The 12,107-nt window shown below is 62.2% G+C and carries 9 protein-coding genes; 4 read left to right on the plus strand and 5 right to left on the minus strand.

Features of this window, described 5'->3' with window-relative positions; translation table 11 throughout:
- Positions 1-785: 785 nt before the first annotated feature.
- Complete coding sequence (locus ACTJKS_RS21050) at positions 786-2,177, minus strand: FAD-dependent oxidoreductase (protein ID WP_262949088.1); 1,392 nt, start codon at positions 2,175-2,177, stop codon at positions 786-788.
- 71 nt (positions 2,178-2,248) lie between these two features.
- Positions 2,249-3,574, minus strand: coding sequence for an MFS transporter (locus ACTJKS_RS21055; RefSeq protein WP_027614598.1), 1,326 nt, complete (start codon positions 3,572-3,574; stop codon positions 2,249-2,251).
- Between the two features lie 269 nt (positions 3,575-3,843).
- Between ACTJKS_RS21055 and ACTJKS_RS21060 the strand changes: the two genes are divergently transcribed.
- On the plus strand, positions 3,844-4,716 hold the full coding sequence (locus ACTJKS_RS21060) for a LysR family transcriptional regulator (protein ID WP_262949089.1): 873 nt from the start codon (positions 3,844-3,846) through the stop codon (positions 4,714-4,716).
- A gap of 133 nt (positions 4,717-4,849) precedes the next feature.
- On the opposite strand, the gene ACTJKS_RS21065 is transcribed toward ACTJKS_RS21060, so the two are convergent.
- Positions 4,850-5,710, minus strand: a complete 861-nt coding sequence (locus ACTJKS_RS21065; RefSeq protein ID WP_262949090.1) for a LysR substrate-binding domain-containing protein — start codon at positions 5,708-5,710, stop codon at positions 4,850-4,852.
- Between the two features lie 113 nt (positions 5,711-5,823).
- On the opposite strand from ACTJKS_RS21065, the gene ACTJKS_RS21070 reads away from it, so the two are divergent.
- From ACTJKS_RS21070 to ACTJKS_RS21080, 3 genes are all read left to right on the plus strand, one after another.
- The gene (locus ACTJKS_RS21070; RefSeq protein WP_440828985.1) at positions 5,824-6,933 is read left to right on the plus strand and encodes a 2-aminoethylphosphonate--pyruvate transaminase; all 1,110 of its coding nucleotides are present in this window, start codon (positions 5,824-5,826) and stop codon (positions 6,931-6,933) included.
- A 154-nt stretch (positions 6,934-7,087) separates the two neighbouring features.
- The gene (gene phnX, locus ACTJKS_RS21075; RefSeq protein WP_108592374.1) at positions 7,088-7,915 is read left to right on the plus strand and encodes a phosphonoacetaldehyde hydrolase; all 828 of its coding nucleotides are present in this window, start codon (positions 7,088-7,090) and stop codon (positions 7,913-7,915) included.
- A 191-nt stretch (positions 7,916-8,106) separates the two neighbouring features.
- Entirely contained in the window at positions 8,107-8,661 is a 555-nt protein-coding gene (locus tag ACTJKS_RS21080) for a cytochrome b (RefSeq protein ID WP_262949092.1), read from the plus strand.
- Positions 8,662-8,820: 159 nt separating this feature from the next.
- Here ACTJKS_RS21080 and ACTJKS_RS21085 read toward each other — a convergent pair whose 3' ends face one another.
- Positions 8,821-9,744: a 1-aminocyclopropane-1-carboxylate deaminase/D-cysteine desulfhydrase gene (locus ACTJKS_RS21085; protein ID WP_262949093.1), complete on the minus strand. Its 924-nt coding sequence runs from the start codon at positions 9,742-9,744 to the stop codon at positions 8,821-8,823.
- A 226-nt stretch (positions 9,745-9,970) separates the two neighbouring features.
- Positions 9,971-12,010, minus strand: a complete 2,040-nt coding sequence (locus tag ACTJKS_RS21090) for an NADPH-dependent 2,4-dienoyl-CoA reductase (RefSeq protein ID WP_108182276.1) — start codon at positions 12,008-12,010, stop codon at positions 9,971-9,973.
- Between the last annotated feature and the right edge of the window lie 97 nt (positions 12,011-12,107).

Here is a 12,107-nt window from a genome sequence, read left to right on the forward strand (position 1 = left end):
CCGTCTTCGCGAGCAAGCTCGCTCCCACAGTGGGAATGGGTGTTGGCAGCTGGAGACTGGTCGGCTGTCAGGCCGCCATCGCTGGCAAGCCAGCTCCCACAGGTGGATTGGGTGTGGGCAGTGGGAGATCGGTCGGCTGTCAGGCCGTCTTCGCGAGCAGGCTCGCTCCCACAGTGGGAATGGGTGTTGGCAGCTGGAGACTGGTCGGCTGTCAGGCCGCCATCGCTGGCAAGCCAGCTCCCACAGTGGGAATGGGGGTGTTCAGTTGGAGATCGGTTGGCTGTCAGGCCGTCTTCGCAAGCAGGCTCGCTCCCACAGTGGGAATGGGTGCGGTCTGTTGGAAATTGGTCGGCCCATAGGCCGCCTTCGCTGGCAGGCTGGCTCCCACAGAAAAGCAAAGCAGCCCAGGCAGACCGCATGCTTTTCACCACTCAACAGGATGAGCGTTAGCTCGGCTGCAGCTCTTGATCTTGCCGTGCCGGCCCCATCGGCAGGCTGAGTGGAGGGGTTTATCCGGGGGTGGGAGCGCAGCGACCGTTTGGCGCAGCCAAACACAGCGAGAGGAGGTGCAGCGAAGCAAAGCGTAGGCGCTGCCCCCCGGATGAATCCCGTAACAAAGGAACCCGAGCCTAAGCGAGGGCCGAACGCCGGGGCCAAGCCTTTTGCTTACTTTTCGGCGTCTGGAAAAGTGAGTCGCTGTAAGAGCGAAACCATAAGAAGCCGTTACCGCAGAAACGGATATGTACTCGGTAACCCAAAAGAACGCAGCGCCCGCCAGCCACCAATCACCCCTTGTCAGCCTTGCCCGCCGCCGCCGCAAACTTCGCCAACCGCACATCCAGATGCCGCGGCCGCCGCCCATGATCCTCAGCCCGCTCCTTGCGCCGAATCGCATTACGCACCATCAACGACCCCAGATACCGAATCGGCTCCGGCGGAAAATACCCCAACGGCCCGTTCACCAAGGGCGAACGGGTCCAGAGGTTATCGAGCCCCTGCACCAACGAGGCAAGAATCTGCCCGCCCATGTGACACGGCCCGACGCCACTGCCGGAATAACCAAAGCCATAAAACACATTGCCACTGGCACTCATCTGCCCAAAAAACGGCAACCCGGTCACCGAACGATCCGACGGCCCATTCCAGGTCGCATCCACCTTGACCTCGGCAAACGCCGGAAAAAACGCCCCAAGGCTGCGCTTGAGCAAATTCGCATAGGGCGATGGCTGATCGAACACCGGCAGCATCCGCCCGCCAAACGCAAACGTGTTGCCACCCTTGCCAAGCATGATCCGGCCATCCGGGGTGTTGTGGTAGTAGTGCACGAAAATCCGCGAGTCGAGCACAGTAACGCCACTGGTCAAACCGATTTCCTGCAGCAGATCCGGGCGCGGTTCGGTGATCAGCATGTCGCTGGAGACAATCGCCACGCTGCGTTCAAACTGCGGGAACGCCCGGGCCATCCACGCGTTCATCGCCAGCACCACACGGTCGGCTATCACGCAGCCCCCAGCGGTGTGAATACGCGCCGGACGGCCCTCCTCCAGGCCGGTCATCGCCGTGTTCTCGTGGATCTTCACGCCCAGTTGCAACGCCACCCGACGCAGCCCGCGCACCAGTTTGCCCGGTTGCACACTGGCCGCCGCCGGCGAAAACCAGCCCTCCAGATGCTTGCTGGAACCGGCCATGCGCTGCACATCGGCCAGCGGACGCTGGGTGAACGAGTTGATGCCGTTGCGCTCAAGCGCCGCGATCACGGCGTCGGTCGAACCGACCTGCGCCTGGTTGGTGGCGGTGTACAGCGTGCCGTCGAGGCGGTAATCGGCATCGACGCCGAACTGTTCGCAGAACGCGCCGATGGCGTGGATGCTGCGCTCGGACTCCTTGACCAGGCGCACCGCCTCCTCGACGCCGAACAGGCGCTCGAGGGTGAAATACTTGGCCGACCACGACAACGCGCAACCACCGTTGCGCCCACTGGCACCGGCGCCGCAGATGTCTGCTTCGATCAGCAATACGTCGAGTTCAGGGTTCTGCTGCTTGAGCATGATCGCCGTCCACAACCCGGTGTAGCCGCCGCCGACGATGCACACGTCGGTGCGCACTTCGCCTTGCAGCGGCGGGCACGTCGCGGATGGGTCGGCCTGCAAGGCTTGCTCTAGCCAAAACGGTCGCATGGGATTCTCCAGTCAGATGGCCACGACACGGCCTGCCGCGAACGCCGCAGCAGGCCGCAGGGCAAGGGTTTTCAGTTACGCAGGGGTTTGATGGTCAGTGGGCAATTGGGAATGGCCGCGCGCGGCTCCATCACCCCGACCGGGCGGCTGTTCCAGTGCGGAATCAGCACCAGCGCCGAGAACAATGCGCAGCCGGCGAAGACGATGAACACCGTCACCGAATCGAAGTAACCCGGCAGCAATCCGCCGAGCACCGCGCCGACCGAGCCGCAGCCGTTGACGAAACCGGCTGCCGTGGCACCGGCCTTGGCCTTGCCGAAGTCAATGGCGGCCGCGCCGCTGATCATCGAATCCGGCCCGTACAGGGTCAGGCCCATGACGAACAGCAGCGCCACCACCAGCATCACGCTGCCGGTGTGCAAGGCTCCCATGAACAGCGCCAGGGTCACGGTCAGCGCCAGCAGGCTGAGGACGCAGGCCGGCATGCGCCGGGCGCCGAACAGCTTGTCCGAGGCCAGGCCGATCATGATCGGCCCGAGCAGACCGGCCAGTTCGAACGAGGTGGGAATGATCGCTGCGCCGACCTTGCCGACACTCGGCATCTGTTCGAAGACGATCACCGGCCCCCACAACAGAATCGCGTAACGCGCCGGTTTCAACATGAAATACGCCAGGCCCAGCACCAGCACCGTGCGGTTGCGCAGGATTTCCTTCAACGGCTCCCAGACGCTGAGCTTGCTGTTGGCTTCGGTTTCCGCGGCACTGAGTTCCGGCTCCGGTTCCACCGCCGGCAGGCCGACGTCTTCCGGTTTGTTGCGCTGAAAAATGAAGAACAACAGCGCCACCACCGCGACCACTGCCGCGCTGGAAATGAACGCCGCGTGCCAGGTGCCCATCAGCGTATACGCCCACCAGCCGGCGAACGGCGAGGCCACCAGACCGCCAAACGCATAGCAGGAGCTCCACAATCCGAGCACCCGCCCACGCTGCTGCGCCGGGAAGAAACTCCCAAGGTTTTTACACAATCCCGACCAGCCGGTGGACTGCGCCAGCCCCTGGATCAGCATGCAAGTGGCGAAGATCGGCAAGGTCGCGAAACTGCCCATCACCAATGCCGCACCAGCGGAAATCAGCAGCCCGCCAAGCACCACGACCCTCGGGCCGAAACGGTCGGCAAGCATGCCCCAGGTGAATTGGCCGATGGCGTAGGCCGCCAGATAGATCGCATCGAGGTTGGCCATGGCCATCTTGTCGAGCATGAAGGTCGGGTCTTCGGCGATGCCCAGTTTGGCCACCGAAAATGCTTTGCGGGTGAAATAGAAAGCGGCGTACGCGAGCCAGGTGACAGCGAAAATCTGCATGCGCCAACGCGCAATGGTGCCGATGTGCTTGTTCATTGTGGTTCTGACCTCAGGATGTGAGTGTGCCGGCAGAATCGTTAAGTAAACGCCTGTGTTTTTTATTGTTGAGCACTGCGCCAGCGCCCATCCCTGATGGCGATAGCGGTCAGATGAGTCCTGTTGTTGCACGCACAGGCTCATCGCCAACGCTGCTGTCCGAGCGGACAGTCAGCGCTGGCGTGAGCGGATCAAAGCAATTACTGTTTAATAAATAAAATCGATTTATCGTATTTCACACATAAGCTCAGCTTGTTACTGGAGCCTGCATGTCGGTGTCCCACGCCCAGCTCAAAGCCTTTCACGCCGTGGCTGTTCACGGAAGCTTCACCAAAGCCGCCGAACGGCTTTTTCTCACACAACCGGCGATTTCCGACCAGGTGCGCAAACTCGAGGAACGCTTTGGCGTGTTGCTGTTTCACCGCAACAAGCGTTCGGTGCGCCTGACCGATCTCGGTGAGCGTCTGCTGGCGATTACCCAACGGCTGTTTGTGATTGAGGCTGAAGCACAGGAGTTGCTGCAGGATTCCCGGGCCTTGCAAACCGGCAGCCTGATTCTGGCAGTGGATGCGCCGGTGCATGTGCTGCCGCAGATCGCGCGGTTTTGCGAGCGCTACCCGGGGATCAGCGTGAAGATCGAAACCGGCAACACCGATGAATCGCTGTTTCGCCTGTTCAACTATCAGGCCGATCTGGCGCTGCTCGGGCGCGATGTCACTGATGAGCGCCTGCTGTGCGTGCCACTGCGCAATGACCCGATGGTGGCGTTCGTTTCGCGCCATCATCCGTGGGCCGAGCGTGAGTCGATCTGCCTGGCGGATCTGGATGACACGCCGCTGGTGCTGCGCGAGCACGGCTCGGTGACCCGGCAGACCCTGGAAGAAGAAATGGCCGGCGCCGGGTTTCGCATCCGTCCGGCGATTCAGGTCGAAGGCCGGGAAGCGGCGCGCGAGGCGGTGGTGGTGGGAATTGGTGTGGGGGTTGTTTCGGCGGCGGAGTTCGGCGCGGATTCGCGGGTGTGTGCGTTGCCGATTACCGATTGCACCCGGCGCTTGACCGAAACGCTGGTGTGCTTGCGCGAGCAGAGTTCGCGGCGGGTGGTGGCAACGTTTCTCGATATGGTGCGCGAGAGCCTGATCTGACCCACCACCTGTAGGAGCTGCCGCAGGCTGCGATCTTTTGATTTTGCTTTTAAAAAACAAGATCAAAAGATCGCAACCTGCGGCAGCTCCTACAGGGGGATATGGGCATGGCGCAATACTTGTCTACGATGTATCAGGCTGTCGCCAGACCGAAGAACGCCTGAATCAAGCGCAACTCCCGCCGCCGCTCCATGCAGCCGATCATGTGCCGATTGACCAGCCCGTCCCCGACAATCGGAATCGCCACCACCCGCGGGTCATGGCTGACCTCCACCGAAGACACCACACCCACCCCGAGTTCCGCCGCCACCGCTTCGGTCACCGCCTCACGGCTGTCCAGTTCCAGCAACACTCGCGGATGCACCGCCGCCTGATTGCAGGCCTGATCAAAGGTGCGCCGGGTGATCGAACTCGGCTCGCGCAACACCATGATCACCTGATCCAGCTCCTTGAGCTTCACTTCGCCGGCACGCTGCGCCCACGCATGCGCCGCCGGCACCAGCGCGCAGATCCGCGATTCGCTCAACGCTTGCAGATGCAGGCCCTTGCGCGGTTCGACCTCGGTCAGCACCGCCACGTCCGCATGCTCGGACAACAGCGCGGCGAGGGTTTCCTGCGCATTGCCCAGACGCAGGTTCACCGTGATTCCAGGATAGCGCGCACGCAGGCTGGCGAGCATCGGCATGACCATGTGCGGACCGTCCGCCGCCACTTCGAGGCGCCCGGTGAGCAACTGACGATTGGCTTCGAGCAGGGTTTGCGCTTCTTCGGCCAAACCGAACATCGCGCGGGTGATCGCCGCCAGTTTGGTGCCCTCCTCGGTCAGTTCGACCCGACGCGCGGTGCGCCGTAACAGGGTGATCTGGTAGTGCTCCTCCAGCGCCTTGATGTGTCCGGTGACCGCCGGCTGACTGATGAACAGGCGCACGGCGGCGCGGGTAAAGCTGCCTTCCCGGGCCACGGCGTCGAAGGCGCGCAGCTGGAACAGATTCATGGATAACCCTCACTGATGGCTGGCATAACAACAAACAATTTGATTGATAGACCGCCGAATTGCAACGTATGCCCCGTAGCTTCATCCCACAGCGCTATCGCGAGGACACACGAATGAGTACTGCCGCACCCACCCTGCTCACTCCCGGCCCGTTGACCACGTCGGCCCGCACCCGCCAGGCAATGATGATCGACTGGGGGTCATGGGATGACCGCTTCAATCAACTGACCGCCAGCCTCTGCGAGCAATTGCTGGCGATCCTCAATGGCGCCGCCACTCACCACTGCGTGCCATTGCAGGGCAGCGGCACCTTCGCTGTCGAAGCCGCCATCGGCACACTGGTGCCGCGTGACGGCAAGGTGCTGGTGCTGATCAACGGTGCCTACGGCAAGCGTCTGGCGAAGATCTGCGAAGTGCTCGGCCGCTCGTTCAGCACCTTCGAAACCGCCGAAGACGAACCGACCACCGCTGCCGACGTCGATCGTCTGCTGCGTGCCGACGGCGACATCAGCCACGTCGCGCTGATTCATTGCGAAACCAGCACCGGCATTCTCAACCCGTTGCCGGAAATCGCCGAGGTCGTCGCGCAACACGGCAAACGCCTGATCATCGATGCCATGAGCTCGTTCGGCGCACTGCCGGTGGACGCGCAAAAAGTGCCGTTCGATGCGCTGATCGCCGCTTCCGGCAAGTGCCTGGAAGGCGTGCCGGGGATGGGTTTTGTTTTCGCCCGCAAGGAATCGCTGGCAGCAGCGGCCGGCAACTCGCATTCGCTGGCGATGGACCTGTATGACCAGCACACGTATATGCAGAAGACCGGCCAGTGGCGCTTCACCCCGCCGACCCACGTGGTCGCGGCGCTGCACGAAGCGTTGCTGCAATACAACGAAGAAGGTGGCCTGCCCGCTCGCCATGCGCGCTACGCCGCCAACTGTCAGGCGTTGATGGAAGAGATGGGCAAGCTCGGGCTGCGCAGCTTCCTGCCGGCGGCGATCCAGGCCCCGATCATCGCCACCTTCCATGCCCCGCAAGATCCGCGCTACCAGTTCAAGGACTTCTACGAACGGGTCAAGGCCAAGGGTTACATCCTCTACCCCGGCAAACTGACCCAGGTCGAAACCTTCCGCGTCGGCTGCATCGGCCACGTCAGCCCGGATGAAATGCGCCAGGCCGTGGCGGCGGTGGGTGAAGTGCTGCGCGAAATGGAAGTGCTGGAGATCTGAATCACCACGATACCTGTGGGAGCGGGCTTGCCCGCGATAGCGGTCTGACCATCAGCATAGATGTCGACTGAAAGGGCCCCATCGCGGGCAAGCCCGCTCCCACAGGATCGCCGAACCTTTTGAATTGCATTGCCAACACAGGATTCTTATAGCCATGAACTACGTAAACCCAAGCAAACTGCAAGCCGCGATCCTCGACTGGGCCGGCACCGTGGTCGATTTCGGCTCGTTCGCACCGACGCAGATCTTCGTCGAAGCCTTCGCCGAATTCGACGTTCAGGTCTCCATCGAAGAAGCCCGTGGCCCGATGGGCATGGGCAAGTGGGATCACATCCGCACCCTGTGCGATCAGCCGCAGGTCGCCGAGCGTTATCGCAAAGCCTTCGGCCGCACCCCGACCGATGATGACGTGACCGCGATCTACAACCGCTTCATGCCGCTGCAGATCGAGAAGATCGCCGAGCACTCGGCGCTGATTCCCGGCGCACTGGAAACCATTGCCAACCTGCGCCAGCAAGGGATCAAGATCGGTTCCTGCTCCGGCTACCCGAAACAGGTGATGGACAAGGTCGTGGCGCTGGCCGCTACCAACGGCTACGTCGCCGACCACGTAGTCGCCACCGACGAAGTGCCGAACGGTCGCCCATGGCCGGCCCAGGCTCTGGCCAACGTGATTGCGTTGGGCATCGATGATGTCGCGGCCTGCGTGAAGATCGACGACACTGTGCCGGGCATCCTCGAAGGCCGTCGCGCCGGGATGTGGACCGTGGCGCTGATCTGCTCGGGCAACGCGCTGGGCTTGGATTACGCCGGCTACCGTGCGCTGGGCAGCGACGAACTGGCCAGCGAACGCAAACGCATCCACGCGCTGTTCGCCGATTCGCGCCCGCACTACATGATCGACACCATCAGCGACCTGCCGGAAGTGATTGCCGACATCAACAAGCGTCTGGCCAATGGCGAGATGCCGCAGTCGAGCTGATCGCGCTTTTCGTCAACACAACAAAAAACGCCAGGGTCTTTGCGACTCTGGCGTTTTTTTTGGCTAAACCCTGACACAGCGCAGTGAAACTCCGATCAGCCTCAGGCAAATCCGCCAAAGCGGATTACAGTTAAAACATGCCGTCGCACAAGAACGGCACGTGGCGACCCTGATCCGTGAGGAAACACCGTATGCCGTGGACAAGTTCCGAATCACGCTACAGCACTGTGTCCGTGCTGCTGCACTGGCTGATGCTGGTCCTGTTGGTGCTGGTGTATGCCAGCATGGAGTTGCGCGGGATCTTTCCCAAAGGCAGTGGCGGCCGCACGCTGATCCGCGAAGTGCATTACATGCTCGGCCTGACCGTGTTCGTGCTGGTGTGGTTTCGCCTCGTAGCGCGCAGCATCGGCCCGGCACCGAAAATCTTCCCGGCATCGCCGCAATGGCAAACCCTGTTGGCGCGGGTGATGCACTGGCTGTTGTACCTGTTCATGATCAGCATGCCGATCCTTGGCTGGCTGATCACCAGCGCCGAAGGGCATCAGGTGATGTTCTACGGCTTCGATCTGCCGTTGCTGGTCCATGAAGACAAGGCGTTCGCCAAGCAGGTGGAGCACTGGCACGTGTTGATCGGCAACATCGGCTACTGGCTGATCGGCCTGCATGCGCTGGCGGGGCTGTATCACCATTATGTGGTGGGCGATAACACGTTGCTGCGGATGATGCCCAAGCGCGCGCCGCGCTGACGCCAAGTTTTGACCATTGTAGTGAGGGGATTCATCCCCGATGGGCTGCGCAGCGGCCCCTCATTGAACACGCAGTGAGTCTGATCCACCGTGTGCACAGGTTTTGGGGCCGCTTCGCAGCCCATCGGGGATAAATCCCCTCACCACAGGGTTACTCATTCATTCTGTGGTGAATCCTCGTCGCCCCTGCAAACCTCCGGTGTGCACGAAGATCAACCGTGTGCCTGGCTCGAATCTGCCGGCCTCGATCCGCTCCTTGAGCGCCAGCAACGCCTTGCCGGTGTACAGCGGCTCCAGCGCAACGCCGCTACAGCGTTCAATGCTCTCGATGAATGCAAGTAGCTGCGTGTCAACCTTGGCGAAGCCACCGCGACTGGCGTCGAGCAGCTCGTAGTCGGCAGCAGCGACACCTGCCTCCTGCATAATCGCCGCCACCTGCGGCGCCACGCCATGATCCTCGGGCACCGCCAGTGCGCCATACACCGGATGCGCCCCTGCCTCGGCGAGCACCAGCCCTGCCAGCGTCGTCCCGGTGCCGCAGGCCAGCCACCAGCCGTGATAATTGCTCCAGCCCAGGTTGCCCAGTTGCGCGATCACCTGCTCCTTCAACACCTTGCAGCCCAATGCGCCCGCCAATCCGCCACCGCCCTCCGGCACCGCATGAAAATCTGGATACTGCGCCCGCCACGGCTCCCAGAACCCCGGTTCATGCCGCGCCCGATAGCCGCCGTAACCAAGCCAGTGCAGTTGCATGCCGAACGCGTGTAGATCGCTGACCGTCGGCGTTTGCTGTGGATGGCCGCGCAACAGGCCAACCGTTTTGAAGCCAAGACGCTTGCCCGCCGCCGCGAGCGCATGCAGATGATTGGAATGCGCACCACCGAGGCTGATGACGCCCTTCGCGCCAGCGCGGTCGGCGGCCTTGAGATGCTCGACGAGTTTGAACCATTTGTTGCCGCTGATCAGCGGGTCGATCTGGTCCAGACGCAGGATCGCGACCTCGATTCCGGCGCGGGTGAGCCAGTCGAGTTCAAGCATTTGGAGGGGAGCTTGGGGCAACCAGTGGGCGGGAGGAAGAAGCATGGGCGACTGATCATTCTGAGTAGAGCCGGCATTCTAGTCGCTCATAAGCAGCCATCGCGAGCAGGCTCACGCCTGCGTTGGTTCGATGTTGTTCACTGCCTCTGTGAACAACACAATCCCTGTGGGAGCGACCCTGCTCGCGAAGGCGTCGTGTCAGTCGACCTGTGTATTGGCTGACACTCCGCTTTCGCGAGCAGGCTCGCTCCCACAGGTTAAGCGGCGTAGCTTAGAGCTCAGCGGCGAGGCGCGAACCCTGGTTGATCGCGCGCTTTGCATCCAGCTCCGCCGCCACATCAGCGCCGCCGATCAGGTGCACGTTCTGCCCCGCTGCGACCAGACCGTCCTGCAGATCGCGCAGTGGATCCTGGCCGGCGCAGATCACGATATTGTCCACCGCCAGCACTTGCGGCTCGCCGGTTTCGCCGATACGGATGTGCAAGCCTTCGTCGTCGATCTTCAGGTATTCGACGCTGTTGAGCATCTGCACCTGTTTGTTCTTCAGACCGGTGCGGTGGATCCAGCCGGTGGTTTTGCCCAGACCATCACCGACCTTGGTTTTCTTGCGCTGCAACAGGAACACTTCACGGGCCGGTGCGTGCGGCGCCGCCTTGATCCCGGCCACGCCACCGCGCGCTTCCAGGTTCGTGTCAATGCCCCACTCTTTCCAGAACGCGGTGCGATCCAGACTGGTGGCCACGCCTTCGTGCACAAGGAATTCCGAGACATCGAAACCGATGCCGCCCGCGCCGATCACCGCCACGCGCTTGCCCACCGGCTTGCGCTCAAGGATCACGTCCAGGTAACTCAGCACCTTGGCGTTGTCGACGCCAGGAATTGCCGGCACACGCGGCGCGATGCCGGTGGCGAGGATGATGTCGTCGTAACCGCCCTCGACCAGCTTCGCCACGTCGACGCGAGTATTCAGGCACACCTCGACATTCGTGGTCTGCAGCTTGCGCTTGAAGTAGCGCAGGGTTTCGAAGAATTCTTCCTTGCCCGGCACCCGCTTGGCGATGTTGAACTGGCCGCCGATTTCGCTGGCCGAATCGAACAACGTCACCTGATGTCCGCGCTCGGCGGCCACGGTCGCGGCGGACAGGCCGGCAGGGCCGGCACCGACCACAGCGATCTTCTTGATCTGCTGTACCGGCAGATAGTTGAGCTCGGTTTCATGGCAGGCACGCGGGTTGACCAGGCAACTGGTGAGCTTGCCGCCAAAGGTGTGATCGAGGCACGCCTGGTTGCAACCGATGCAGGTGTTGATTTCGTCGGCACGGCCTTCAGCGGCCTTGTTGACGAAGTCCGGATCGGCGAGGAACGGCCGCGCCATCGAGACCATGTCGGCATCGCCTTCAGCGAGAATCTGCTCGGCGATTTCCGGGGTGTTGATGCGATTGGTGGTAATCAGCGGAATGTTCACCGACCCGCGCAGCTTGGCGGTGACCTTGCTGAACGCCGCGCGCGGCACCTTGGTGGCGATGGTCGGGATCCGCGCTTCGTGCCAGCCGATGCCGGTGTTGATGAGGGTCGCACCGGCCTGCTCGATGGCTTTGGCCAGGGTCACGATCTCTTCCCAACTGCTGCCGCCCTCGACCAGATCGAGCATCGACAAACGGAAAATGATGATGAAGTTCGGGCCGACCGCTTCACGCACTCGACGGACGATTTCCACCGGCAGGCGCATACGGTTTTCGTAGCTGCCGCCCCAGCGGTCGGTGCGGTGGTTGGTGTGGGCGGCGAGGAACTGGTTAATGAAGTAACCTTCCGAGCCCATGATTTCCACGCCATCGTACTCGGCCGTCTGCGCCAGTACCGAGCAGGTGACGAAATCGCTGATCTGTTTCTCGATGCCTTCCTCGTCCAGCTCTTTGGGCTTGAACGGGTTGATCGGCGCCTGGATCGCACTCGGCGCCACCTGTTTCGGACTGTAGGCATAACGCCCGGCGTGAAGGATCTGCATGCAGATCTTACCGCCCGCCTCGTGCACCGCGCGGGTGACGATGCGGTGCTTGAGCGCTTCTTCCTCGGTGGTCAGCTTGGCTGCGCCGGAGTACACGCCACCCTCGTCGTTCGGTCCGATACCGCCGGTGACCATCAGGCCGACGCCGCCACGAGCACGTTCGGCGAAGTACGCCGCCATGCGTTCGAAGCCACCCGGTTTCTCTTCAAGGCCAGTGTGCATCGAGCCCATCAGGGTGCGGTTGCGCAGTGTGGTGAATCCCAGGTCCAGCGGGGCCAACAGGTGCGGGTAATGAGCGGCGGTCATCGGTAACTCCACAACGTGCGATCACGGAAATTGCGGGAGCTCTGCGTCCCCCGTCAGTCATGTTCGACAGACTAAGAGTCGCACTGCTGTCACTCAA

The organism is Pseudomonas sp. 22189 (assembly GCF_052045635.1).
Taxonomy (GTDB): Bacteria; Pseudomonadota; Gammaproteobacteria; order Pseudomonadales; family Pseudomonadaceae; genus Aquipseudomonas; species Aquipseudomonas parakoreensis.

What these genes read in the sequence shown, in the direction of transcription:
- ACTJKS_RS21050 (WP_262949088.1), bottom strand. Translation starts at nt 2,177, where the DNA reads ATGCGACCGTTTTGGCTAGAGCAAGCCTTGCAGGCCGACCCATCCGCG.
- ACTJKS_RS21055 (WP_027614598.1), bottom strand. Translation starts at nt 3,574, where the DNA reads ATGAACAAGCACATCGGCACCATTGCGCGTTGGCGCATGCAGATTTTC.
- ACTJKS_RS21060 (WP_262949089.1), top strand. Translation starts at nt 3,844, where the DNA reads ATGTCGGTGTCCCACGCCCAGCTCAAAGCCTTTCACGCCGTGGCTGTT.
- ACTJKS_RS21065 (WP_262949090.1), bottom strand. Translation starts at nt 5,710, where the DNA reads ATGAATCTGTTCCAGCTGCGCGCCTTCGACGCCGTGGCCCGGGAAGGC.
- ACTJKS_RS21070 (WP_440828985.1), top strand. Translation starts at nt 5,824, where the DNA reads ATGAGTACTGCCGCACCCACCCTGCTCACTCCCGGCCCGTTGACCACG.
- phnX (WP_108592374.1), top strand. Translation starts at nt 7,088, where the DNA reads ATGAACTACGTAAACCCAAGCAAACTGCAAGCCGCGATCCTCGACTGG.
- ACTJKS_RS21080 (WP_262949092.1), top strand. Translation starts at nt 8,107, where the DNA reads ATGCCGTGGACAAGTTCCGAATCACGCTACAGCACTGTGTCCGTGCTG.
- ACTJKS_RS21085 (WP_262949093.1), bottom strand. Translation starts at nt 9,744, where the DNA reads ATGCTTCTTCCTCCCGCCCACTGGTTGCCCCAAGCTCCCCTCCAAATG.
- ACTJKS_RS21090 (WP_108182276.1), bottom strand. Translation starts at nt 12,010, where the DNA reads ATGACCGCCGCTCATTACCCGCACCTGTTGGCCCCGCTGGACCTGGGA.